Raw genomic sequence first — 25041 nt, forward strand, 5'->3', positions numbered from 1 at the left:
TGAACGATTCCGGATTTGAACAGGAATCGCGAAACAAAGTTGATTAGGAGGCAAATATAATGGCAAGTTTATCATTAAAGAATATCTGTAAAGTATATCCTAACGGATTTGAAGCAGTAAAAGATTTCAGTCTTGAGATTACAGATCAGGAATTCATTATTTTCGTAGGTCCTTCGGGATGTGGTAAATCTACGACACTTCGTATGATCGCAGGTTTGGAGGATATTTCTTCCGGCGAATTGAAAATCGGCGATAGAGTAGTCAATGACGTTGAACCTAAGGACAGAGATATTGCGATGGTATTCCAGAACTACGCTCTGTACCCTCATATGTCAGTTTATGACAATATGGCTTTCGGTCTTAAATTAAGAAAGGTTCCGAAGGATGAAATCGATAAAATGGTTAAAGAGGCAGCTAAGATACTTGACTTAACTCCCCTTCTCGACCGTAAGCCGAAGGCTCTTTCCGGTGGACAGAGACAGCGTGTTGCTATGGGTCGTGCTATCGTTCGTAATCCTAAGGTATTCCTTATGGATGAGCCTCTCTCCAATCTGGATGCAAAGCTTCGTGTACAGATGCGTATCGAGATCGCGAAACTTCATCAGAGACTTGGCACAACCATCATCTACGTTACACATGACCAGACAGAGGCTATGACGCTCGGTACGAGAATCGTAGTTATGAAGGACGGTCTTATTCAACAGGTAGATACACCTCAGAACTTATATGAGAATCCCCAGAACCTTTTCGTAGCAGGATTCATGGGTTCACCTCAGATGAATTTCTTAGATGCGGAAGTTGAAGTAAAAGGCGATGTAGCAAGCCTTAAGGTAGCTGGTAACAGCATTCCTCTTCCTCCGGCAAAATCCAAGAAATTGATCGAAGGCGGTTATGCAGGAAAGAGCGTTACTTTCGGTATTCGTCCGGAAGACGTATATGATTCTGAAATGTTCATAGAGACATCGAAATGCGTATTCGAGTCTACCATTAAGGTATATGAATTGCTCGGCGCAGAAGTTTACTTATACTTTGATTTGGCAGAGTTCCCGATTACTGCCAGAGTAGATTCCCGCACGACAGCAAGACCCGGTGACACGGTTAAATTCGCATTCGACGTTGAGAAGATTCACGTATTTGATAAAGAAACAGAACAGGTTATCACGAACTAGTGAAACGGTTCGGGGGATGCGGTTGCATCCCCCTTTTTTATGTAATAGGAAAGTGTTCCATGAAAATTGGATATATATTTTAACTTGCACAACACTTCAAAATAATTTATCATAAGGGTATGATCATAAGAGGAATTTTATTTCGGAAAGGCTGGTTTGTAAACATATGGTATCAAGTCAGATAATCAGGACAAGCATTGAGGAATTGCACGCCATTACAAAGGTGGATTTGGGCGTGTTCGATTTGAATGGAGTAGAGGTGGCATCCACATTCCCGGCGGAAAACCTGGACGCCGGTCTGATAACGGATTTTGCAACATCTCCGGCGGACAGTCAGGTCATCGGAAGCGAACATTTATTGAAAATCAGGGATGAAGGGGAATTGATGTATGTTCTGGTAGCCAGAGGCAGCGGTGATGAAGCATATATGATAGGTAAGATTGCTGTAAGCCAGATACAGAATTTGATTGTGGCATACAAGGAGCGTTTTGATCGTAACAATTTTTTCCAGAATCTTCTGTTGGATAACCTTCTGCTGGTGGATATTTACAATCGGGCAAAGAAGCTCCATGTGGATGTTACCGTACCCAGGGTAGTTCTGTTGGTAGAAACAAGGACGGAGAGGGATGCGACGGCATCGGAGCTATTGACCGGAATGTTTTCCAGCCAGTCGGGAGATTATATCACCGCTGTTGATGAGAGCAGCGTGATTCTCATAAAATCACTGAAAAATGGGGAAGGTTACGAAGAAATAGAGCAGATGGCTTACACGATAGTAGATATGATGAATATGGAAGCCATGCTGAATGTGAGGGTGGCGTACGGAACTATCGTAAACGAGCTTAAGGATGTTTCAAAGTCCTACAAGGAAGCAAAAATGGCGCTGGACGTAGGTAAGATTTTCTACGTGGAAAAGCGGGTAGATGCGTATAACACGTTGGGAATCGGAAGATTGATCTATCAGCTTCCGGTAAATCTGTGCAAGATTTTTATCGAAGAAATATTCAAGGATAAGACTGCTCTGGATTTTGATGAAGAGACGCTTACTACCATCAACAAGTTTTTGGAGAACAATCTGAACGTATCCGAGACTTCGAGGCAGCTGTTCGTTCACCGCAACACGCTGGTATACCGTATTGAGAAGCTGGAAAAGAGTACCGGTCTCGATATCCGTACCTTTGATGATGCGCTTACTTTTAAGATTGCGCTTATGGTAGTAAACTATATGAAATATCTGGACACGCTGCAATATTAAAATACCAGGGTCAAAAGGTCATGTTTTTCATGCTTGCATGAAAAAACATGACCTTCTGGCCCGCAAAACATGAGAAAGTAGCCCGAATAGGGCGGATTTCGAATGTTTTTAGGATTAAATTTTATACCCCAAATGGCCGTATTGCGAGGCTTTATACCTCGCAATGCGGTCATTTTGTCTTTTCGGGATAAAGCCATCCTGCATATTCTAGAATCGACTGCTTCTCCAGCTTCGCATCTGTGAGTTTCATCTGCTTGCGGTATTCTCTCGGAGACATTTGAAAAACCCGGAAAAAGTATCTGTTAAAGCTGGACACAGAATGAAATCCGGTATTCTCAGAAATGCAGAGAACGGATTCTTCCGTACACCGGAGCAGATTGCACGCTTTCATGATACGGGTATTATTCAGATGTTCCAAGGGAGAAACAGCCATGATCTCATGGAAAACCCTCCGAAAGTGTGTAGGACTGAAATGGCATATGCCCGCAAGAAAGTCAATGGAAATCTGTTGCATGTAGCTATTCTCTATATAGTCGAGGGCAGGAGCAATGACGAGAGAATTTTCAGGAGGAAGGGGTTCTCCTTCCCTGCGTGTAGTAAAGCCGCCCTCCACGTGTTGAACGCGGTATAGTTCTATATACAGCGATAGGAGCAGGCCCCTGGCGCTGATCTGATAACCGGGCTTCTGCATTTCTAATTCTTTAATGATTCCCGTAAGCAGGAAATAAATGGAGGGATAATCCTCCTTAGGAAAAATGTATTTGTAGTCGCTGAAGGAATAGGCAGACAAATCGTAGTTATTCCAAGAGCTTGGAAGCAGATTGCGGAATAGCTCGGCAGGATCCAAAAATAAATAAGACCAATGGCTCTCCGTACCCGGAGAAGAATAGGTGGTGTGAGGGACGTTTCTCGGAATACAGGTAATATCGCCTGTCTGAAAGGACAGAGATTTACCATTGAATTCCAAGGTGCCGCCGTCGCTGTGGCAGATGCCAATTTCCAGACAGTTATGGAAGTGAAGCCTGCCGCTTGGAATGTCCGAAATTTTCCAATAATCTCCCGACAAAAGCAGAACGGGAAAGTGCAGCGGAAGATAATAGCTGCGGTATTCTGTTATCGTATTTTTCGGCTTTGCCATAATGTTTTTCCCCTTTTAACCAATATCTTTTGGCTATATTCCGGTTATTACCAGTAAAACTATAACATAAATGGTCATTTTTGCATAGTTTTATCATCCGTATGATTAGAAAAATAAGATAAAATGGACAATAATTATCTCATATAAGAAAACATTACATACAAAGTATACAATAGAGTGTACGGCTGAAATAAGAGATGACAAAAGTATCGGGAGGGGTTTTCTATGGCGAAGGAGAAAAAGGGTGCCACGGACATAGCAATTTATAGAAAAAAGAATTTTCTATATTTCTTTAGAAGAGACTGGCAGCTATATGCGCTGCTCGTTATACCATTCCTCTTTGTAATCGTATTCAAATATCTGCCCTATACGGGACTTGTAATTTCCTTCAAGGATTATAAGGTGGCGAAAGGCTTTTGGGATAGTAAGTGGGTGGGATTCGATATTTTTGAAAAAGTATTCACTCACAGAAATTTTATTCCTTCTCTTCGAAATACGCTCCTTTTAAATATACTGGATTTGATATTCGGCTTTCCCATGCCGATTATACTGGCTCTTTTGTTAAACGAAATCAGGGTGAAGTGGTTTAAGAAAATATCTCAGACTATGCTGTATCTGCCTCATTTCCTTTCATGGATCATCATCGGAGCGCTGGGGTACCAGCTATTCGGTTTAAACAGCGGTGTGATCAACAATATTGCCGAAGCTATGGGAAATAACCGGATTCCCTTTCTCCAGGAGGACACTTGGTGGCTGGTTACCTATGTAGTCATTGGTGTATGGCAGACGATGGGCTGGGGAACGATTATCTATCTGGCGGCGATTACTTCGGTAAATGCGGAATTATACGAAGCGGCGAGGGTGGACGGTGCCGGCAGATTCAGGCAGTGTATACACGTTACGCTTCCCTGTATTCGCAGCACTATCGTGGTACTACTCATCATGAATCTGGGCAAGGTGATGGGCGGTTCCTTCGAAAGGGTGCTGGCGCTGTCGAATATGAAAGCGACGGAATATACTACGACGATTCCCGTACTCGTTTATCAGTGGGGTATCGGCAGCGGCAAATTCAGTGAATCCACAGCACTTGGCCTGTTCCAGTCCGTAATCGGACTTATACTGGTACTGGCAGCCGACTTCGTAGCTAAAAAGCTTGGCGAAGACGGATTGTTATAGGAGGTGGCATAATGAGCGAACTGGCTATCGTGGCAAAGAACAAAACGCCATGGACGAAAACCAGAATTGTGAATCGAGCATTCGACATATTGTTTTATGCGATTATCGCGGCGGTGAGCCTTACCTGTCTGCTCCCCTTTATCCATGTGTTTTCCAAGTCAATCAGCGAAGAAGCATATGTCATTGCGAATAAAGTGTTGCTTTTGCCAAAGGGGTTCAGCTTAAATGCTTATCAGAAAATATTCTCGGATGCGAGCATTATCCGTTCTCTGTTCGTAACGGTCGTGATGACGCTTAGCTTTACGGCGATCGGAATGTTTTTAACGGTATGCTCCGCCTATGTGCTGTCCAGGCAGCAGCTGAAGGGACGAAAGCTATTGACCTTCCTGCTCATGGTTACCATGTACTTTACTGCGGGAATCATTCCGGATTATATGCTGATGAGCAGCCTGAAAATACTGGATACGTGGTGGTGCCTGATCCTTCCGTTAACCTTCAGCGCCTATAACTTTTTAATCATGAAGAATTATTTTCAGAACAGCATACCGGATAGTGTGGTGGAATCAGCCTTCATTGACGGGGCTTCCCATGTGAAGATACTTACCAGGATCGTACTGCCGCTGTCAAAGCCAATATTGGCTACCATTGCCTTGTTTTTCGCGGTAGGAAGATGGAACGCATATCAGGATGCATTGTTTTACATAAAACAAAAAACGGATTTGCGTCCTTTACAGCTCAAGCTTTACTATTTGATCATTTCTGCGACGGAATCTCTGCAGTCAGAGGGAGGGGCAGTGGGACAGTTAACGAATCCGGAGGTTATTAAAGCCGCGTGCGTTATTTTCGCAACCATACCTATTGTTGTCGTCTATCCCTTTCTTCAGAAATATTTCGTACAGGGAACGATGATTGGAGCGGTGAAGGGGTGATTCCCCTGGCAAAAAGAAATGACTGAGGCATTTACCCAAGAGGGGTGCAAATAAACAAGAAACTATAATGATTTTAAGGAGGATGTGTTATGAAGAGGAGACTCTATCAGAAATTTGTGGCTATGGCACTGACCGGTACTATGGCAATCGGCATGCTGACGGGCTGCGGGAGCAGTCAGGAAACGGCAGCACCGGCAGAAGAGAGTACTGCAGCGGACAGCGCAAAAAGTGCGGAGAGCACTGAGGCTGCGGACAGTGCAGATGCACAGGAGCAGGACAGTTCCTCGCCTTATACGGATTATTCCGGCGGCTTTCCCGAGACGGTTACCATTCAAATTCCCGTATATGACAGAGCTTTCGAAGGTTGGAACGTGACTGACAACACCTATACCCAGTGGATTCAGAAGGAATTCGGAGATAAATATAACGTAAATGTCGAGTATGTAGCGGTAGGACGTTCTACTGAGGTTGCAGACTATATGCAGATGCTCAGTGCCGGGAATGCGCCCGACATCATTATGCACTATGATATGCCTCAGGCTGTAAACTATTATTCCGAGGGAGCTATGCAAGCCCTGGATTTGGACGAAATAGCATATTATGCTCCGACCTACTATGCAAACATGAAGGATACGATTGATACCTACGGTGAGATGGACGGAGAGAATTACTTCTTCTTCGCGAACAGGCCTACCTATTATTATAACTGGGTAACCTTGATCCGGCAGGACTGGCTGGATGCGGTAGATGCGGATATGCCTGAGAGCATGGAGGAATTGAATGAGGTAGCGGCGAAGTGGAAGGATGCAGGGGTTGGGACTCTGGGAGAGAGACTTCTGATCAATAACTTCACTTATTACTATCCTTTTATTGGAAGTTCTGTGGATGAGAAAGAGCTGGCGCTTTATTCCGACCTGGCAGTTGCACCTCTTACATGGTCAGCAACAGAAGCTTATTTGAAGAATTTGAACTATCAATATAACAACGGCCTGACCAATCCTGAATTCTATCTGATAGACGACGACGCAAAATGGAAAGCAGACTTTGTTTCAGGAAAAGTAGGCACCTATTCCTTCTATATTACCAGCGGTACGGATACGATTTCCAGCCTGCTGGCAAACGATGCTGACGCTAAGGTTTCTGTAATGAATACATGGGCGGGAGTTCCTGAAGGAAACAACTCATATTATTATGAGTATCCGCCTTACGGTATGATTATGGGAATCAACTCCGATTGTACGGATGAACAAAGAGAAGCAGTCTGGATGTTCCTCGAATGGATGAGCCAGTCCGATAATCTGTTTAAACTTCAGAACGGTGTAGAGGGAGAATCCTATACGCTGGATGATAATGGATTGGCTATTCCGGTTGACGGCTATACGGGAGAATGGAAACGCTCCGATAATAATAACAAGGATTACTGGTGTCTTGTCGTAGAAGCTGCGGTATACGATGACGATGAGCTTACTTATCAGTCGCGTCTCAGAGATCTGGCTCCGTCAGGCTATGAATATCTGATCGCGGATTCCAAGAATTACTTCGATACTTATGCCCAGTACGGCTTAATCAATACGGCTTATACGAAGACCATCGAAGCTTCTGCGGAAAATGCAGAAGATTTGAAGAAGCTTTGGCAGGAGCTGTATGTGGATTGTGCAACATGTTCAGAAGCAGATTTCGATGCGATTTACCAGGAGGCTTGCCAGACCTATCTGGATGCGGGCTATCAGGATATCCTCGATGAGAAGCAGGCATTATACGACGAGGGTTCCACGAAATAAAAACGTCTTGATAAGCCATTTTTATACGGCCCCCAAATAAACCACTATTTGGGGGCTTTCATACGAGTGTACTATACTCGTGCGAGTGTATTATACTCGTTAAGAATAGAGGAAAGAGAGGTAGAAAGATGTTAAGGCTCGTGTATGATAAGGAAAGAATCGAGGCGGTAATTGACAGTATTGTCAGAAGAACGATGAATATGGACCTCACATGGGATTGGCCCTGCGGAGTAGCTTACTACGGTATAAGTGAAGCTTATAAGAAGACTAAGAAAGAAGAATATTTATCGCTGTTAAAGGACAGAGTGGACGAACTGATCGATCTCGGACTTCCTAAAGTCTGGACGGTGAACACCTGCGCCATGGGTCACTGCCTGATTACGCTGTATCAGGCTTCCAGAGAAGAGAAATACCGCAAGATCATTGACAGCAAGGTAGAATATTTAAGAAATTCTGCTCTCAGATTCGGGGATAATGTGCTCCAGCATACGGTATCAGCGGGCAACGATTTCCCGGAGCAGGCATGGGCGGACACTCTGTTTATGGCAGCTTTCTTTCTCCTCAGAGTAGGTGTGATGGACAAAGACGAAACGCTGATCGAGGATGCGCTGAACCAATGGTACTGGCATATCAAATATCTTCAGGATCCCAAAACCGGTTTTTATTATCATGGCTACAATAACATCTCAGGGAATCATATGTCAGGTATCTATTGGGGGCGGGCAAACGCATGGGCTGCCTATACGATGTCACAGGTATCGGGTCAGCTGCCGGAATGTTATCTGTATCCTAAATATCTGGACGTAGCGGGCTCTCTGAACGAACAGCTATCGGTACTAAAAACGGTGCAGACGAAGAATGGGCTTTGGAGAACAGTGCTGGACGATGAGGAGTCCTATGAAGAAATATCCGCCTCTGCCGGAATTGCAGCGGCTATGCTGGAAAGCGGCAATCCCCTCTACTCCAAATACATCAGCAAAGCAATAGAAGGGCTGCTTTTAAATGTCAGCGAAGAAGGCAGAGTGCTTAACGTATCAGGAGGCACGGCAGTGATGAAGGATGCAGAGGGCTACAGAGGAATCTCGAGAAGCTGGATACAAGGCTGGGGACAAGGGCTGGCACTGGCATTTTTCTCTGCACTGTTAGTATCCGGTGAGATCGAAAAGGACGGTGCATTATAAAAGGTGCCGACAGAAGAATAAAGGCAGAAAGAAAGAGGGATGACAGGCATGGAGGCACAAAAAGGCGGATTTACCCTTCCCGGTGAAGCGGGATATGAAGAATTGACATTGAAAATGGCGAAAAAATGGGGAGCGGACGTTATCAGGGACAGTGACGGAACCGTGCTGTCGGAGAAGATTTTGAAGGCGGGTTACGGTATCTATTCCACAATATGTATCATCAGAGATCATAATGAATGGGCGAAGAAAAATATAAATAAGCTGCAGCAGACATTTTTGTGTACGCCTCCGGCGGTGGCCGGGGGAGAAGAAATGTGTACCGCCGGAATGTCTATCGGACTTCTGGACAGCTTTTTCAAAGAGCAGTTTCGTGTCAATGACAGTGAAGATTCTTTTAAGTATTGGCAGGTTTATGACAGGACCACTAATGTGCTATTGGATAAGAAGGACTGGATATATAATAAAGATGACGAAAGTGTCATAATTTTAACAGCCATTCCCTGGCATAAATATACGGTCAACTTTATGGTATACCGGGTATGGGAAGAGATTTCCATGTATAACCATACCACGAACCATTGGGACAAGGAGCACTTGATGCCCATAGAGCCTCGATATCCGGAAACGCAGGAATATATGCTTTCATGGATGAAGGACTGGTGCGAGGCTCATCCTGATACGACGGTGGTACGATTTACATCCATGTTCTACAATTTCGCATGGATATGGGGAAGCAGCGAAAGAAACCGGAATTTATTCAGCGATTGGGGTTCCTATGATTATACTGTAAGCGTGCCGGCTTTGGATGCCTTTGCCGAAAAATACGGGTATTTCATGACTGCAGAGGATTTTATCAATAAGGGCAGACTGCACGTTACACATATGCCCCCAGATTCCCGTAAAAGAGACTGGATGGATTTCATCAACGACTTTGTCATCAGTTTTGGTAAAAAGCTTATCGATATTGTACACAGCTACGGAAAACAGGCGTATGTTTTCTACGATGATAGCTGGGTAGGCATCGAGCCTTATAATGGAAGGTTCCGGGAATTTGGCTTCGACGGCCTGATCAAATGCGTATTCTCCGGGTTCGAAGCAAGGCTTTGTGCGGGCGTGGAGGTGCCGGTTCATGAGCTGAGGCTTCATCCTTATCTTTTTCCCGTGGGATTGGGCGGAGCCCCGACCTTTATGGATGGAGGAACGCCCGCTTTGGAGGCGAAACGGTTCTGGAATAACGTACGCAGAGCCTTGCTGCGGGAGCCGGTGGAGAGAATAGGTTTGGGAGGTTACCTCCATTTAGTGGAGAACTATCCTGACTTTTCAGATTATATAGAAAAGACAGCGGAAGAATTCCGTCTTATCAAGAGAATTCACCGTTCAGGGAAGCCGTATGTTATAGGAACGAAAGCCGCGGTATTGCACACATGGGGGAGATACCGCTCATGGACGCTGTCCGGGCATTTTCATGAAACCTCTATGCACGATTTGATACATATCAATGAGGCTTTATCCGGATTGCCTATAGAGGTATCATTCATTTCTTTTGAGGATGTAAAAAACGGGGCGCTTAACGATGTCGACGTAGTTATAAACGCAGGTTATGCCGGCAGCGCATGGAGCGGAGCAGAAGCATGGAGAGATGAGGAGATCGTGAGCCTTCTGACAAAATGGGTGTACGAAGGAGGTACCTATCTCGGCGTAAACGAGCCTTCTGCTGTGGAGGGCTATGATACCTTTTTCCGGATGGCTCATGTGCTGGGCGTGGATAAGGACACCGGCGAACGGGTATGCCATGGCAGATGGGCCTTTCATAGCGACGGAGAAGGAATACTGCCCGAAGGCGTGTGCATAAGACCTAAAGAGAATCTTTACCTGACGGACGGGATGACCAAGGTTCTTCTGGCCGACGGGGATAAGCCCCTTTTGACTCTGCACGAATGCGGAAGAGGAAAGGGAATCTATATGGCAGGCTTCGAGGTGAATTCGATTAATACCCGTATGCTTTATCAGCTCATCCGCTACGCCGGAGGGGAAGGAATTACCGGGAAATATATGACGGATAACCCATATACGGAATGCGCCTATTATCCGGAGAGCAGGCAGTTGGTAATTATTAATAACAGCGGGGAGGAACAGGAGGCAGCTGTGGAGACGGAAGAAGGGGTGAAAAAAGTTGTATTGGAGTCTTACGAGACCCGGTTTGTGACACTGTAACGGACTCGATTTTTTGAAGATGAGAGAAAAGGTGAAAGTATGAAGATAGGCGTCAGAGCACATGATTATGGAAGGCGAGAAATTGCGCAGATGGCAGAGGTTCTGGAGCGTGAGGGATATCAGTCTGTGCAGCTTGCGCTTCCGAAGGCTTTTTCTTCCATACAGTCCTATGAGTATATTGCGGAAAAAGAGCTGTATGAGATTGCTGAGGAGTTCGGCAAACGGGGAATCGAGATCGCGGTGTTAGGCTGCTATATGGATCTGGGAAATCCGGACGTCTCGGTAAGAGAGGCGGCGGTGAGAACTTTCAGGAGATGTCTGGGCTTTTCCAAAAGCATAGGCGCAAGGCTTACCGGCTCCGAGACGGCATATTCTCATCTGACGAAGCTGGAAAAGCAGAGATGGTTTCCTTTTATGATGGACAGTTTGAAACGGCTGACCGAGGAGGCAGAGCGGCTGAATACGTGGATGGGAATCGAGCCCGTGGCATGGCATCCTCTGGACAGTGCAGATACGGCTGCAGAGGTCATAAGAGATCTGAAAAGTGATCATGTAAAAATAATCTTCGATCCGGTGAACGTGCTGGAGAGGCCTGGTGAGGTCTTGCAGGAGGCATATTGGAGACGCTGCTTCAAGGAGCTTGGGCCTTATATAGAGACGATACATTTGAAGGATTTTACAGTGGGGGAAAACGGGAAATATTGTCCGAAGCTGCTTGGAGAAGGTGTTATGGACTTTGGAGTGCTTAAAGAGTGGATGAAGGGACATCCCGATATTCCGGTGCTGCGGGAGGAGATGGACCCTGAGACAGCAGGGCGGGACATCGCTTTTATGAAAAGACTTTACCGGTAGGAGAAATTTAAAGGGAATAAAAACGGAGATAATTTTACAGCGTAAAGCCATAAGATATCTCCGTTTTTTATTATATTCATTCCACTTTGTCATCTACACTGTTTTTCATAGATATTAATATCTTGACTAAAAAACCCGGTAAGACGACTCCCATACGATTAGCATTTTCAAGAATAGACAGAAGTTCATTGATGATGAACCATACGGAGACCAGTAAGCCGAATAAGGTCTTGCTGTCAAATCTTAGCCCCAGTTCGACGGCAAATTTATGGATCAAATAATCTGTGCTTACGGCGACTAAAATTGTTAAAATGTAGCCGATTTTCTTGTAAATGCCAATGAGACTTTTTTTGCTGCTCCACCTGTATTGAGGCTTGTCCGGATATTCAATGGCTTCTTTTTTGGCGGCGAGCATTCCGGAAATATAGTCAATTACCATCAAAACAGTTAATAGCATTAGCGTCGGGATAAGCAGTTCCATCGTATTGCTGATCCATGCGCCGATTGCGGCAACAACGCTTTTTTCGAAATTAAAGTTTGTTTTCATTTGGATAATCACCCCTTTCTTTGCGGACACCTGAGACAGAATCATGCAATATATTCATTTTTTATTTCATCACAGAGCTGATTTTTTATCCTGGTAGTGTATTGCCTGGAGACCTTATATTCAGATGCAACTTTAGCACTGCTCTTACCTTCGATAAAAATTGAAAACAGGATTTTTTTCTGCTTCTGTATAATTCCAAATTCGATTTCAATTATCCTCCACCTAAGTTGCTGTGATAGTCATATCAGAATGCACACCCTTCGTATGCCCTTAGCTGCTGGCCTATATTCCGACAGAATTTTAGCATGTAACCTTCAAAGGATTAGATCAAGATCACACCATTTTGCGAAATTACAAATGTCATACTTTTTTGTTTTTCACCGTTAATCTATTACATCAATAAAAGATGAAAATATATCATAAATGTAAACTACTACATACAATTCAATTTTCTAATCTATTTTAGCCTCGAGCATGCAGAGTATTGTCAATTAAATTCTTTAGCCTCGCCTTAAATATCGTTGAGTTATGAAAAAGACACTTTTTAGCAGAAAAGTGATTAAATTAATTAACCACTTTTCATGCCGTATAAGATATTACTTATTTATGTGTATACATGTATAGTATGAAATTTGCATACGCGAGGCATGCGCCTTCAACAGAAGCATTATTTTGAATTGCATCGTTGCAAAACATGGTTACCAAAATCGTTTGATCAGTTGCAATCATATAATTTACCAAATGATATGAAAGTTCTATCGCGTTTGGTACATTTGCTGTTGAAAAACCTTGTTCATTAAGACAATATTCAAAACGATTTTTATAAAGCCGTTCTACACCATAATATTTTCGCAATGTCGAGGATAAAATGTACATATCCGTGTTACTTCCATTATTTACAGCCTTCATTTCTTCCTGTATGAGTTCAGCTATTTTGTATCCATCTATATCGGCAATAATATCATAATAATTAAATTGACGTGTATCTGCCGGTGATGTCGTTTTAGGCTCTGAAGCTCCTACACGAGCATAAGCAACTTCTAAATTATCCATCAAACCTGTACTCTGGCCAGAATTCACCCATGCTTCATTAATTGCAGTTGCTAAATCACCGGCCCAGGTAGACCATGGTGAGGGGAACCTTGAATCCAAGTAACATTTTATTGCAATTGCTAAGTGAGCAAATTCCATTAACCCATAGTCATTGTCTGAAACAAGTGTTGGACGCGTTTCCAGAACAACACCGTTAACTATCTCTTCGCTGTAGTTAATATATGGATAAAATAAATTATCTAGTTCAGCACTCTGATTAATCCATAACAGGAAATCATGCTGTATAGGAGTCGTCAATTCCCACTTAATATCAGAATATTTATGTTGGAATATGTAATCTAGTACACCTAAACAACATTTATAGGTTCTCTCTGTATTGCTATATCCCCTATCTTTAGTAAAATTCCAATATGCTCTCTCTAATAAATTAACATAATCAATTAAAGTAGTAATTGCAGTTGCACCATCCATATCTGCTCCACTTGGAAGATAAGGTGGTATATAATCAACCGATAAATCCACATGTGTAAAACCGGGATCTCTTCCACTTGCAATATTGTAATCCAAACCTATACGGGTATTTGCGACTGGATAAGATGAATTTTCATAAAATTGATCGAAGCTCCAATTTTCTGGTAATTTATAACCCAAATTTCCGCTGTATCCAGTAGACATATCTCCAACAAAACTAAACTTAGCGTAATTTTCTTGGGATATTCGTATACATACATTTCTTGAACCGTATACACCGATCAAATAAGGAGCATTATTTAATGCAAAATATTCATTAACAGCATTAAAGTATGGTAAAGCATTTGAAGATATTTGTTCATCCGTCAAATCACAATCGACAGCAAAATATATGACTGTACGAGCTGGAATCTTTAATGATCTTGCAGCAGTAACTGCTTTTGCAGCATCAGATAATCCTTTTTCATAGGTGAAGTTAGCAACAGAAGAGTTATTTTCTTGAAAAATAGGAAAAATACTTAATCCACTTTTCAATATGTTTTGGATTTCATCGGTAGTTAAATTTTTATCCAATCCACCTGCCACTTTTGTAAGATATCGCCCCACATAGCGAAAACCTTGTTCAAATAAACCTTTAGCCATATCCACACTCAGTTTTGTAGAGCAGTCACAAGCATTTTTGTTTCTTTCTGTATCACCTTTACTCAGAAGTAAGGCTCCCCATGTTCTACGATTTACTGCTCCAAGGGTAACAAGCGGATCTATATTTAAAAGCATAAACTTCTGGAAAGCCTCTACTGTTTCGGCAAGTGTATTATCAAAAGAGTTATTTATGGCCGTTTCAAATCCATTACAGATTAATGCACATCTAATCAATTTAATGTGTATACTATCAGCGCTATTCTTATTTACAACCGGAAACAAATTAAATGTATTTGGCCCAATTGCACCGTCAGGAGTTGTACCAATTTCCTTTTGAATGGCATAGATTAAGGATTTATTTGTTTTTCTCTCATACTTTCCCCATGTGGGTATTAAACCTAAGCTTTGCCAAAATAAATTATAATAATTAGAATTAAGAAATTGCTGTACTTCCCTAATTTTACTACTCGAACCTGCAACCATAACAAAAGGATCTGTGTTAAGTAGTGCTTTTGTAAACATCGGCGAAATTGTCCCATCAGTTGTTGTAAAGCCAGCATCTCTTTTAAATGAGATGATGGCATTACCCGTACTTGTCCCATAGATTCCATCAAAGATTCCAGCATTATAGCCTTTACAAAAAAGTCCTCCTTGAATAATTCGTAACAGTCGGTCGCTCGATGTTGCTCCAATTGTTGGACACTTATTAATAGTCCCTGATCCCATTACTCCATCAATGGGAGTAGCACTCACCTCGATTTGTAGAGCCATGACAAGAGCTTTTACAGTCGTATTTCCGGTGATACCGTCCATATCAACTGGAAAAGAGCCGGAAACTATGCTAAAATAATTGGGGTAAGTCTGGTTTAACCATTCCTGTACTTGTAAAACTTTTGCATCCATAATTTTTTACCTCCTGAATTGTTTGATAAAATAGATAGAGGAGATAAAATTCAATTTGTAAACACTAAAGTAAGAATTTAAAAACTTGATATTTTTTATCAATAAATTATGATCCATTATAAATTAGGTATATAAATAAATTTCATACGTGGAGGGGAAATTGAAAGAGGGAGAAAATAGAAAGACTCATAATATTACACTTTTTTTCTTATTATGTTTAATAGTAATACTAATATTGTCGAGTATTCTTCAAAACTATCTTCTTAAAGAGAACATTGAGTTCAGGAATAATGTCATTATAGTTCGAATAATTGTTACTTGGTTTATCATTCCATTTAGCATTGTTCTTTCATTTTTTAGGTTAATAAAAACTAAGTTAATAGAAGCAAAAGTAATAACAGCTATCAATATAACTGAGGGGCTAATATTACTGATTATTCTTGTTATTTTTATGATCAGAATATTGGGATTTTACTTATTTGAAAATAGAAAAGAACAAATACTAGATAATGGATATATAATGGTCTATAGCGAAAATTTTCAGGAACAACAGACAAAGTATTATAAGCCTATTAGCAGGTTTCTGTATATGTATATTAGTGAATGGCCTGATGTAGAATTACTGTTGCAAATGCAAAGAAAGTATGGGGAAGATGTGGCACAAGTAGGTTATAATAACTCAGGATATCCCATGTTCTCAAAAATTGTATATATTGAAGGCCAATCCCTGAAAATAAACTTTCTAATATCCGATAAAGAGACAATGGATGACAACTATTTTACTAGTGTTTTAGAAGGATATAATGAATATTTTTGGTCAGATGTAGAACAAGAACCTTCTTTAATTGAAAATAACTCTTCAAGCTTATCTATTACATTAATTAGTTTTAATAAAGATATTTTAAAATCAATGACTAAGAATGTATATGATTGGTTGATTTTTCTCAAAATAAATTTGGATAATAATGTGAAAGATTATTTTAATCAAAATATAAATAGTATTGAATTGGTCAGTGAACAAACCGGTGAATTTTTTACTATTTATTTAGGAAAGGATGTTTTAGAATATTCGGAGGAAGAAATTCAAAGGATTCTCCTGCAGCAAACAGAACGTATAAAATAAAGAAAGAGAGGAAAAAAGTATTACATGGAAGAGGGGACATCAATGAAAACATTGAAAATTATATTAATATTAATGCTTATTCTTATTACTACAGGATGCGGTCAAAAGAATGAAGAAGGAGAAAACGAAATACCAAAAATAACTGTTTTAGAAGAACGGGAAACATCAGATTCATCAAAAGTTGATATACAGGATAACGGAACAGAAAAAAATAAAATTGAAGAAACATCAAGACCAAGCAAGGAGGAAGTTCTAAGCAAGAGAGCTCAGGTTCTTGATGGCATGAGTGAAGAAGAAGTAAACCGAATGAATCAGGTTATCAAAGATATCAATGTTAAAATGGAGCAGGAAATTATTTGGGGCAACCGTTTAGCAAGTTTGAGTGACCCACAAGATTTATATTGGAACTTGTTGAGTAATACCGGTGAAGTACAAGTAGGATGGGCCTATGAACAAGATGCACTTGATCTAAAGAAAAGTACTGAACTATCAGAAGACGACTTCAATGAACAGTACGGTATAGCGGTCATGGAATATAATGAATATACTTCTGAGGACTTCATTTCATGTATGCAAGAATTGCGGGATAGCACAAATTATGAAGATTTTAAAAAAGATTTTAATCAATTAATAGATAATATGGAAAAGGCCGAAGAAACTCATAATGTAGGATATATAGAAAATATATATAAAATTATACATGATATGGATTATTTTTTGCTCCGTTATGGCCCTGAAGATGTAGGTAAATACACAGAAGACAGTTCAACGGTTGCTAAATACTATGGTGTATTGAACGTATACTAAGAGATTATGAATGTAGATAGATAATGCAGTAAATGTTGATACCATTTACTGCATTATCTTGTTTAATCCATATTACCAAGTTCCATACATACTAATCGTGGATGGGCCTGATCCAACACTAAGCCCAGTATCTACGAAACCATATTGCGATCCATCTCCAGTAACTTGTACCCAAGTACCGTTGGTACTCTCAACATAATTTATAGCTTTCCAATCCGGATGAGATTGTCCTGATAAAGCAGAACTACATGCAACACGACAATTACTAGCTACTGTTCCCCATTTCGTAGCGCCAGCTGTATACACTGTCGATGAACGACGAAATTTGAATGTTTTGTAGGTTGTACCATTAATTGACACAGTACCATAGGGATAAGCTGTACAATCAGAACATGCATTATTAGGTGGATTAATTAAATATCCATTTTTCATTCCTGAGCTACTTAAAAAATAGATTGCATAAAAATCGCCTTCAAAGCCAATTAAGGAAAAGGCCTCACGATTGGCTAAGGTACCAATTTGGGTTTTGCTTGATCCTGTGCTGTTATAAACAGGAATTGTACTACCACTTTTGTTAATTAAAAATTCTGACATATTTTCATCTCCTTTTTTATTTTTTAACCGGTTATGTATATAAAGCAATTTGGTAAATAGTCAAGAAGTATTTTGATTTGTTTTTCGTACAGAAGGGTAACTTTAATAGACCTACGGCTTTCATAACAAAAACGTAGATTTAGAATGAGATATGAATTACCTACTCTTTTCCGGAGAGTAGAGTTGGCTCTTGTCCAGCAGACCATAGAGCAGACGTATAAATTTACGGGAAGTCAACGCGAGTGCACGTTTGTGCTGATGGTTTCTTGTTTCAGCATATTTCTTATGATAGAAGTGTTCATACTCAGGACAGTGTCTTATAACACTTCCAGTTGCTTCAATGATGTAATACCGAAGGTAACGGTTGCCAGCCTTACTCATATGTTTGTCTTCTGATTCAAAATCGCCTGAATCATTATCATTCCAAACGATACCGCAGTATTTTGCGAGTGAGTCAGCACTTTGAAAAACTTTAACAGAACCTATTTCAGCAAGAATTCCGGCAGAGTAAACCTTGCCAATTCCAGGGATGGAATTAAGCACTGTATATTCCTCGGGATTTAACCCTTGCACAGTTTGAAGGATTGCTTTATCAATTGCTTTTAATTCCTTCTCAAAAGAGCTGATGCAGTTAAATGAGGAGGCAATTGATATCGTAAGTGGCTCATATAGGCATTTATCAAGCCTGTATGAATTACGAGCTGCAGCCTGTATTATCTTAGCTGTTTCTTCCGGATCTGCGATGCGACCTTTACTTTTAGAGCTAATGAATACAACAAGGTCTTCAATAGAGGTATTTACTATGTCCTCATTTGTTGTGAACTCTGTAAGAATAGCCTCGGCTGTAGCACCATATTTATTTGAAAAAGGATGCTCTCCATTGCGTAATAAGGCATACTCACTGAACTTCAGAAAAATGTTATTTAACATATATGTTTTCTCTCTGGCAATACATTCAGTGATGTGCATACGATGTCTGGTAAGGCGTTGTAAGGCGAGATATTGGGAACCACGCCAAGGCTTGATGCTGATACGGCCAACACGGGCAAAATCAGCAATAACAAAGGAATCTATGCCATCATTTTTTCCAATGTCGTTGAAGGACTTTTTGTAATTCTTCACTTCCTTTGGATTGAGGCAATAAACACGGACGGAAAATGGAGCTAATAGATCGCTGGCTGAAAGGTAATTGGCCAGATGAACTCCATAAAATCCTGTTGATTCCATGCCGATTACAACGAATTTGAACTGATGATTTGCAGTAAGGACATCAACAATTAGACTTTCAAGAAGAGCTGCACCTTCTTGAGTATTTTCAATAGATTTCATTTTTATGAAGAACTCCTGATTAAAATCAAGTGCAGAAATAACATGAATACGGGATGCAATATCAATCCCAACAAAAAGCGTTGAGAGGTAATCGATTTTTTCTTTCACGGATAGTCACCACCTTTCATAGCAGAATAAAAAGAATGTAATCATGGCTTGTCCCAGATCACTACGCCACCCTAACCCTCGCGTTATTAGCATTCTCCGGTAAGAAATACCCTGCTGGTGGCTAGATACCAGGATGCAGCATTTGTGTAATAAGTCTTAGCGTAGCATTAGGGCTGCAAGCTTTCTTGGCAATAACAAAATGTTTTGCTGGAGAATTAAAGCAGTGACCACAGCTACAGTTCTTGTGAACTTAATTGTAACATCTGGGACCATGACTATAAAGCAACTTATTAACAATGTAGGTATAACAAGATGACCAACAATTCATCTAATACCTATATCATAAAAAATAAGTCTATAGCCTCTATGATTGAGGTCTATAAACTTATAATACGAGGAGGATTTTAATATGAATATGTAAATATGTCCCTTTATTGATAAATAGTGAAAACTACTATATGTTATTTATAAATTATAGTACTAAATCAGAGCCCAAATACTGCACATATAATATTATTAAATAAAATGTAATGTTGTATGTTAAAAATTATTAGGAATAGGATAGAAATCAATAAAGAAAAGAAATATCAGAAAACATAGCAGTAAAAACGGATTAAACATAATTATTTTGAGTGTCTGTCAAGGATGGTAGTAATAGTCCCCGAGTTGGAAGATAGATGTCTTAGGATGAATATAATAAGATGAGTTGATACTGGACGATTGCAAATGTCGCCAAATGGTAATACACCTTATGTTGCTAATCCAGCCAATATTAACGCATTTAGTAAACAAGCAAAGTTTGGAAGTATTTCTTCAGGATTCAATGTAGACATCAACAATATATATCCTGCTGGTAAATCTGGATGGTACAAATTGCTGGTCTAAGATTAATATATGATATTAGAAATATAAAAATCGGGAAACCACACATTGTGGAAATTATAGTCAATCAATCAGAATTTACTCCTTATTGCTTTATCTCAATACAAATTTTATTCTTAAAAGAAGAACTAAATGATCGAATATATGTATGGTATGATAAGGAGGGGACGATTTAACAGCTATCTATAAAAAGCTAAATGATACAATAGCTTTTGCATTGAACTATTAAAGGATGATACAGAAGTAGATACTAAAATATAAGTCAAAGCAGCATTGCATTCCCATCTGAAAAATAACCATGGAGTAAGTAGATTTTTGCCATTTAAGGATAGCTTCATCACTATCCTTTCGCCTGAAATCCACTCATTAGAACGGCAGCAGCATCTGCTTTTTCTTTCAGATAAGTTAAGCAGATTACAAATAATCGATTTCCATTCTGAGCGAAATAATAATCCTGCTCTTTTACTACATTGTCAAAACTTGTTATGTTTATAGTGCCGTGAAACTTTGTAAATTCCTTGCCTGCCACGGTTACATTTTCCAGGGTATTTCCAGTTGTTAAATCTATGTTGGATAAATCCCAGACAAAGGACATGTATGCTTCAATATACTCATTTAACGTTACAGAAGACGGTACTGTGATAATGTTCACATTTACATTGGGAATGCCGGTGGGAGATGAGCACATCATTTCCAGATTGGATTCAGTCGCAAGTCCATCATATTCCGGCTCGGAAGAATCCAAGTCTGTAGATACCAGATCGGTTACGACTTCTGCCAATTCAGCTATTTCTTCATTTGTTAACATTGCATAACCAGCCGGTGCTGTAAATTTGATGCCCATCCAGTCATTTACATAGTCCGCACCACTGTAAGCAGCTCCTTCATAAGAGGTAGTTTCTTCATAGGAAGCAATTTCTTCATAAGGAGAAGTCCCTCCATAAGAAACAGTTTCTGCTGAATTTTCACCCTGCCCCTGAGTTGTGCCGGAGCTGAGGTATGTTTCTTCAATTTCATCTGCTTCATAATAAGAACCATAGAGTTCATCCGGCAAAGACTCTTCCGTATCATAGCTGGCACTCAGCGAAGCCTCCTGAGTGCCGGAACCGAGATTCTGATGGGTGATTCCAAGAACGATGATATAGATGATTAGACCTGAAGTCAGGGTAAAGATTGCAAAGAGTATGCTGATGCATACTGTGTGAATTGTTTTCATTAAAAAATATACTTTCCGCTGCGGCGGAATTTCCCCTTTTATCATTTAATTGATGGTATAATTTCTTGAAATTATTTTACCGCATTGTTTATTAATATGCAATCTATTGATAAAAACATTGATAATGTAAATAACAGAGATTTATAGCGGCTAAAAGAAAAATATGGTAAAATCTAAACAATAAAATAATATATACTATAGCATTGCTCCATAAACAAAAAACAGTATATCTTTAAAATCCAGATAAGAACCAACTACTAATTCAAGAACTAATTCTCAATAGTATTCATAATAATAGGAGGCATCGAGTATGTATAAAGGATTTAAAATGAGATTGTATGCAGGACAAGAAGCGGAATATGAGAGACGTCATAATGAACTATGGCCTGAGATGCAGGAGATGATTCATGAGCACGGAGGAAAGAATTATTCGATTTTTCTGGATAGAGAGACACTGACCTTATTCGGCTATATCGAAATAGAAGATGAAGCGCTCTGGGCAAAGGGAGCGGATACGGAGATCAATCGAAAATGGTGGGATTTCATGGCAGACATCATGGAGACTAATCCCGACAATAGCCCTGTAGCAACAGATTTACACCCGGTCTTTCATCTGGACTGAGCTATCAGCACTCCAATCGATTTAACATCTCACAAAAAAGGAGAACACTCATGATAATGGAATCTCACTGTCTTACAGTACCCGGTCAAAAGACCGGACCAGCCGGACTTACCGTGTACCGCATCGATAACATCAGCGTTGCACCGGAGAAAAAACGGCCTATGGTAGTAGTTTGTGGGGGAGGCGGATATAGCATGATTTCCGACAGAGAGAAGGAACCTATCGTGCTTCAATTCCTTTCCATGGGCTGCGATGCTTGTCTGATCGAATACAGTGTGGAACCGAATGTATTTCCCACGGCGGTTATGGAGTTAGCCGGTGCGGTGGCATTTATCAGAGACCATGCGGAAGAATGGAATGTGGATGCGGATAAGATAGTTACCTGCGGCTGCTCAGCCGGAGGACATCTGGCAGCCAGTCTTGGCGTATTCTGGAACCGGGAATTCGTTTACGGACCTATAGGAAGGAAAGCGGAGGAAATAAGACCTAACGGACAGATTTTATGCTATCCGGTCATTACCTCCGGCGAATATGCTCATAGGGAATCCTTTGAGAAGCTGCTGGGCGAAAGGAGTAATGAGGAAGAGGCTTTGAAGCTCGTATCCTTGGAAACGCAGGTGACGGAGGATACTCCCGTCACTTTCTTGTGGCATACGGCCCCCGATCAGGCAGTACCCGTAGAAAACAGCATGAAATTCGCACAAGCTCTTCATTCCCATGGAGTGAATTTTGAAATGCATATTTATCCGGTGGGAGGCCACGGCCTTTCTCTGGCGAATGAAGAAACCAGTGGTGAAGAAGGAGTAGAACTGGTACCGTACTGCTCCGGCTGGATCGGACTGGCAGGTGCGTGGCTGAAACTCAATTTCCCCGTCAGCTCATAGGAATAAATGACAATCCTTCGGAATAAAATTAGGTGATTAGGCGTTACTATGAAGCCGCAGGCCGAATAGTAACAACAGGACATAGTTGTCTGAAGACTGAATGAGGGAGGATTGGAAGTGGCTTATTATGATAAGAAAATAGTGTATCTGTCCTATATGAGCAATGGAAGCAAGGTAAAAAATGCGGGCTTTGTCCGCGCGGAATGCCGCGGAAGGGACTACACACTGGACATGCGCGTAAATGGAATTCAGGAATGGATGGAGAAACAATACGACATTCTCGCAGTCACGCCTTCAGGGAAGGAGCATGCGGTAGGCAGAATCCTTCTCCAAAAGGGTACCGGACAGTGGCAGGCGGGCCCGCTTAAGAGTATGAGCGCCGGAAACACACTTTCCTATGAAGAAATCGAAAGTCTTCGTATCGATCTGACTGACGGGAAGACGATTGAAGGGGTATTCCGGCAAACAGACCCAGGCCGGACGGATATACGCAGCGAATCTAATCCGGAAAAAGGAGAGAAGCAGGGTCTCGGGAAAATTATCTGGCGGGAGTCGGAAAAAAAGGAAAAGCAAGACATCGATAGAGGAGCTCGGGGCGAGCTTGGAATAAAGGAAAAGTTAAGTACTGAGAAAACCGTTTGGTACCAGCCGGAAAGAAAGGAAAAGCCAGGCAGCGAAAAGGTTACTTGGTTCGACTTGGATAAAAAAGCGAAGCAAAGCATTGAGAAGATTGTTAGAGCGGAACCGGAAAAAGACACGAAAAGCGAACCGGATGCAGTTCTTTCAGAAAAGAAAGAAGAGCTGCAGCCTGAACTTAAGGCAGGAAGCAAGGAGGACTCGGAACCGATTCACATGGACAGTGCCATCCTAAACGACAAATGGCAGCAGCTCATGCAGGTCTATCCTGTAATACATCCTTATGAGGACGATAGGGAATATGTTACCATAGAGCCCAAGGATTTCGTAATCATGAGCGGAGATTACCAGCATTTGGCCAATAACAGCTTTCTGCTCCATGGTTTTTATAATTACAGACATATTATTCTCGGGAAGGAAAAAGATACGACGAATCCGGCGGGCAGCTTTTATCTGGGTGTGCCGGGCGTATATTATGAACGGGAAAAAATGGTGGCCCTGATGTTCGGCTTCGAAGCCTTTGAATGCAGCGGAGGCAAAGCGGAGCCCGGGAAATTCGGGTATTATTTGCGTAAGGTAAAGATTTGACGATCGATATATTAGATTCCATCGCAGTCAAACGGCGGAATGAAGCTTTCCGAGCAGGTCTCACCTTCTTGGATAAAACCGTTTTCGATACCAAGTGCGGCGGCATAATCCACCAGCTCCTCATAATCCTCAAAGGAAAGCGTACGGTTCAGCTCGGGAAAACGTTCTGCATCCAGGAACGCCGGAATTGGAGTATACTGATTCATAATGCTGACATATATGTCATCTCCATACGTTTCATATAGAAAGCGCAGAATGGCTTTGGAGTCCTCCATGTATCCCGGCAGTGCTAAGTGGCGGACGATGACTCCCTTTGTCATCAAGTCGCCGCAGAACATAGGGTCTCATGTCTGACGTACCATTTCTGCTATGGCAGGTTTGGCATAATAAAAATAATCTTCAGCGTAAGAATATTTTTTGCTAAGGGCGGGAGAAAAGTATTTTAGATCGGGCAGGTATATATCCACCAAGCCCTCCAGATGTTTCAAAGTTTCCACCTTTTCATAAGAGCTGGTATTATAAACCACCGGGATGGAGAGGCCCATATCCTTTGCCTTTATCAAAGCATCTATTATCTGGGGAACGAAGTGGGAAGGCGTGACCAGATTGATATTGCATGCCCCCTGATCTTGAAGATTAAGAAAAATCTCCGCAAGCCGCAGGATAGATATGCCTTTTCCGGTAATCCCCTTTGATATCGTATGGTTCTGGCAGAACACACAGCCCATGTTACAGCCTGAAAAAAAGACAGTACCCGAACCGGTCTGTCCTGAAATGCAAGGCTCCTCCCACATGTGAAGGGCAGCTCTCGCGGCCTTTATTTCATTTGTCTGTCTGCAGTATCCCAGCTGTCCTGCGACTCTGTCTGTATGACAGTTTCTGGGACAAATCGTACAATCTCGCAAATCCATTCCATTATCCCGTTATCTTTTATAATCCAA

Annotated in this window: 22 protein-coding genes; 14 read left to right on the top strand and 8 right to left on the bottom strand. The window is 41.3% G+C overall.

From position 1 onward, the window contains the following. The first annotated feature begins 59 nt into the window (after positions 1–59). Together V6984_RS01050 and V6984_RS01055 are read left to right on the top strand one after the other, a co-directional pair. A complete protein-coding gene (locus V6984_RS01050) occupies positions 60–1169 on the top strand; it encodes a sn-glycerol-3-phosphate ABC transporter ATP-binding protein UgpC (RefSeq protein ID WP_342757978.1) in 1110 nt (369 codons plus the stop codon). A gap of 166 nt (positions 1170–1335) precedes the next feature. Beyond that, the gene (locus V6984_RS01055; RefSeq protein ID WP_342757979.1) at positions 1336–2424 is read left to right on the top strand and encodes a PucR family transcriptional regulator; all 1089 of its coding nucleotides are present in this window, start codon (positions 1336–1338) and stop codon (positions 2422–2424) included. A 169-nt stretch (positions 2425–2593) separates the two neighbouring features. Here V6984_RS01055 and V6984_RS01060 read toward each other — a convergent pair whose 3' ends face one another. After that, the gene (locus tag V6984_RS01060; protein ID WP_342757980.1) at positions 2594–3562 is read right to left on the bottom strand and encodes an AraC family transcriptional regulator; all 969 of its coding nucleotides are present in this window, start codon (positions 3560–3562) and stop codon (positions 2594–2596) included. A 225-nt stretch (positions 3563–3787) separates the two neighbouring features. Here V6984_RS01060 and V6984_RS01065 point away from each other — a divergent pair, with 225 nt between their 5' ends. From V6984_RS01065 to V6984_RS01090, 6 genes are all read left to right on the top strand, one after another. Next, positions 3788–4738 (top strand): ABC transporter permease, encoded by a 951-nt coding sequence (locus tag V6984_RS01065; protein WP_342757981.1) that lies wholly within the window; start codon positions 3788–3790, stop codon positions 4736–4738. 11 nt (positions 4739–4749) lie between these two features. After that, entirely contained in the window at positions 4750–5667 is a 918-nt protein-coding gene (locus tag V6984_RS01070; protein WP_342757982.1) for a carbohydrate ABC transporter permease, read from the top strand. A gap of 89 nt (positions 5668–5756) precedes the next feature. After that, positions 5757–7448 (top strand): ABC transporter substrate-binding protein, encoded by a 1692-nt coding sequence (locus V6984_RS01075; protein WP_342757983.1) that lies wholly within the window; start codon positions 5757–5759, stop codon positions 7446–7448. A 128-nt stretch (positions 7449–7576) separates the two neighbouring features. Further along, positions 7577–8629 carry a glycoside hydrolase family 88 protein gene (locus V6984_RS01080; protein WP_342757984.1) on the top strand — a complete coding sequence of 351 codons (1053 nt, stop codon included), beginning with the start codon at positions 7577–7579 and terminating at the stop codon, positions 8627–8629. 48 nt (positions 8630–8677) lie between these two features. Next, positions 8678–10843, top strand: coding sequence for a 1,3-beta-galactosyl-N-acetylhexosamine phosphorylase (gnpA, locus tag V6984_RS01085; protein WP_342757985.1), 2166 nt, complete (start codon positions 8678–8680; stop codon positions 10841–10843). Between the two features lie 39 nt (positions 10844–10882). Then, complete coding sequence (locus V6984_RS01090; protein WP_342757986.1) at positions 10883–11695, top strand: sugar phosphate isomerase/epimerase family protein; 813 nt, start codon at positions 10883–10885, stop codon at positions 11693–11695. 76 nt (positions 11696–11771) lie between these two features. Here the strand turns inward: V6984_RS01090 and V6984_RS01095 are convergent, their stop codons facing one another. After that, positions 11772–12242 carry a phage holin family protein gene (locus V6984_RS01095; protein ID WP_342757987.1) on the bottom strand — a complete coding sequence of 157 codons (471 nt, stop codon included), beginning with the start codon at positions 12240–12242 and terminating at the stop codon, positions 11772–11774. 600 nt (positions 12243–12842) lie between these two features. After that, positions 12843–15311 carry a glycoside hydrolase domain-containing protein gene (locus tag V6984_RS01100; RefSeq protein ID WP_342757988.1) on the bottom strand — a complete coding sequence of 823 codons (2469 nt, stop codon included), beginning with the start codon at positions 15309–15311 and terminating at the stop codon, positions 12843–12845. Positions 15312–15471: 160 nt separating this feature from the next. Here V6984_RS01100 and V6984_RS01105 point away from each other — a divergent pair, with 160 nt between their 5' ends. After that, entirely contained in the window at positions 15472–16434 is a 963-nt protein-coding gene (locus V6984_RS01105; RefSeq protein WP_342757989.1) for a hypothetical protein, read from the top strand. A 42-nt stretch (positions 16435–16476) separates the two neighbouring features. Further along, a complete protein-coding gene (locus V6984_RS01110) occupies positions 16477–17241 on the top strand; it encodes a hypothetical protein (protein WP_342757990.1) in 765 nt (254 codons plus the stop codon). 72 nt (positions 17242–17313) lie between these two features. Here V6984_RS01110 and V6984_RS01115 read toward each other — a convergent pair whose 3' ends face one another. Continuing rightward, the gene (locus V6984_RS01115; protein WP_342757991.1) at positions 17314–17835 is read right to left on the bottom strand and encodes a hypothetical protein; all 522 of its coding nucleotides are present in this window, start codon (positions 17833–17835) and stop codon (positions 17314–17316) included. Positions 17836–17991: 156 nt separating this feature from the next. Continuing rightward, the gene (locus tag V6984_RS01120) at positions 17992–19272 is read right to left on the bottom strand and encodes an IS110 family transposase (RefSeq protein ID WP_342756534.1); all 1281 of its coding nucleotides are present in this window, start codon (positions 19270–19272) and stop codon (positions 17992–17994) included. Positions 19273–19998: 726 nt separating this feature from the next. On the opposite strand from V6984_RS01120, the gene V6984_RS22275 reads away from it, so the two are divergent. Then, entirely contained in the window at positions 19999–20157 is a 159-nt protein-coding gene (locus V6984_RS22275) for a hypothetical protein (protein ID WP_425324223.1), read from the top strand. 337 nt (positions 20158–20494) lie between these two features. Here V6984_RS22275 and V6984_RS01125 read toward each other — a convergent pair whose 3' ends face one another. Next, on the bottom strand, positions 20495–21370 hold the full coding sequence (locus V6984_RS01125; protein ID WP_342757992.1) for a hypothetical protein: 876 nt from the start codon (positions 21368–21370) through the stop codon (positions 20495–20497). Positions 21371–21680: 310 nt separating this feature from the next. On the opposite strand from V6984_RS01125, the gene rhaM reads away from it, so the two are divergent. From rhaM to V6984_RS01140, 3 genes are all read left to right on the top strand, one after another. Then, on the top strand, positions 21681–21992 hold the full coding sequence (rhaM, locus tag V6984_RS01130) for an L-rhamnose mutarotase (protein ID WP_342757993.1): 312 nt from the start codon (positions 21681–21683) through the stop codon (positions 21990–21992). 50 nt (positions 21993–22042) lie between these two features. Then, the gene (locus tag V6984_RS01135) at positions 22043–22876 is read left to right on the top strand and encodes an alpha/beta hydrolase (protein ID WP_342757994.1); all 834 of its coding nucleotides are present in this window, start codon (positions 22043–22045) and stop codon (positions 22874–22876) included. A gap of 117 nt (positions 22877–22993) precedes the next feature. Next, entirely contained in the window at positions 22994–24100 is a 1107-nt protein-coding gene (locus V6984_RS01140) for a hypothetical protein (protein ID WP_342757995.1), read from the top strand. 11 nt (positions 24101–24111) lie between these two features. Here the strand turns inward: V6984_RS01140 and V6984_RS01145 are convergent, their stop codons facing one another. After that, complete coding sequence (locus V6984_RS01145; RefSeq protein ID WP_342757996.1) at positions 24112–24438, bottom strand: hypothetical protein; 327 nt, start codon at positions 24436–24438, stop codon at positions 24112–24114. Between the two features lie 6 nt (positions 24439–24444). Next, positions 24445–25011, bottom strand: coding sequence for a radical SAM protein (locus tag V6984_RS01150; RefSeq protein WP_342757997.1), 567 nt, complete (start codon positions 25009–25011; stop codon positions 24445–24447). Positions 25012–25041: the final 30 nt, after the last annotated feature.

Source organism: Kineothrix sp. IPX-CK, from assembly GCF_039134705.1.
Taxonomy (GTDB): domain Bacteria; phylum Bacillota; class Clostridia; order Lachnospirales; family Lachnospiraceae; genus Kineothrix; species Kineothrix sedimenti.

What these genes read in the sequence shown, in the direction of transcription:
- V6984_RS01110 (WP_342757990.1), top strand. Translation starts at nt 16,477, where the DNA reads ATGAAAACATTGAAAATTATATTAATATTAATGCTTATTCTTATTACT.
- V6984_RS01050 (WP_342757978.1), top strand. Translation starts at nt 60, where the DNA reads ATGGCAAGTTTATCATTAAAGAATATCTGTAAAGTATATCCTAACGGA.
- V6984_RS01150 (WP_342757997.1), bottom strand. Translation starts at nt 25,011, where the DNA reads ATGGATTTGCGAGATTGTACGATTTGTCCCAGAAACTGTCATACAGAC.
- V6984_RS01055 (WP_342757979.1), top strand. Translation starts at nt 1,336, where the DNA reads ATGGTATCAAGTCAGATAATCAGGACAAGCATTGAGGAATTGCACGCC.
- V6984_RS01095 (WP_342757987.1), bottom strand. Translation starts at nt 12,242, where the DNA reads ATGAAAACAAACTTTAATTTCGAAAAAAGCGTTGTTGCCGCAATCGGC.
- V6984_RS01135 (WP_342757994.1), top strand. Translation starts at nt 22,043, where the DNA reads ATGATAATGGAATCTCACTGTCTTACAGTACCCGGTCAAAAGACCGGA.
- gnpA (WP_342757985.1), top strand. Translation starts at nt 8,678, where the DNA reads ATGGAGGCACAAAAAGGCGGATTTACCCTTCCCGGTGAAGCGGGATAT.
- V6984_RS01145 (WP_342757996.1), bottom strand. Translation starts at nt 24,438, where the DNA reads ATGTTCTGCGGCGACTTGATGACAAAGGGAGTCATCGTCCGCCACTTA.
- V6984_RS01125 (WP_342757992.1), bottom strand. Translation starts at nt 21,370, where the DNA reads ATGAAAACAATTCACACAGTATGCATCAGCATACTCTTTGCAATCTTT.
- V6984_RS01070 (WP_342757982.1), top strand. Translation starts at nt 4,750, where the DNA reads ATGAGCGAACTGGCTATCGTGGCAAAGAACAAAACGCCATGGACGAAA.
- V6984_RS01080 (WP_342757984.1), top strand. Translation starts at nt 7,577, where the DNA reads ATGTTAAGGCTCGTGTATGATAAGGAAAGAATCGAGGCGGTAATTGAC.
- V6984_RS22275 (WP_425324223.1), top strand. Translation starts at nt 19,999, where the DNA reads ATGTCGCCAAATGGTAATACACCTTATGTTGCTAATCCAGCCAATATT.
- rhaM (WP_342757993.1), top strand. Translation starts at nt 21,681, where the DNA reads ATGTATAAAGGATTTAAAATGAGATTGTATGCAGGACAAGAAGCGGAA.
- V6984_RS01065 (WP_342757981.1), top strand. Translation starts at nt 3,788, where the DNA reads ATGGCGAAGGAGAAAAAGGGTGCCACGGACATAGCAATTTATAGAAAA.
- V6984_RS01100 (WP_342757988.1), bottom strand. Translation starts at nt 15,311, where the DNA reads ATGGATGCAAAAGTTTTACAAGTACAGGAATGGTTAAACCAGACTTAC.
- V6984_RS01115 (WP_342757991.1), bottom strand. Translation starts at nt 17,835, where the DNA reads ATGTCAGAATTTTTAATTAACAAAAGTGGTAGTACAATTCCTGTTTAT.
- V6984_RS01075 (WP_342757983.1), top strand. Translation starts at nt 5,757, where the DNA reads ATGAAGAGGAGACTCTATCAGAAATTTGTGGCTATGGCACTGACCGGT.
- V6984_RS01060 (WP_342757980.1), bottom strand. Translation starts at nt 3,562, where the DNA reads ATGGCAAAGCCGAAAAATACGATAACAGAATACCGCAGCTATTATCTT.
- V6984_RS01090 (WP_342757986.1), top strand. Translation starts at nt 10,883, where the DNA reads ATGAAGATAGGCGTCAGAGCACATGATTATGGAAGGCGAGAAATTGCG.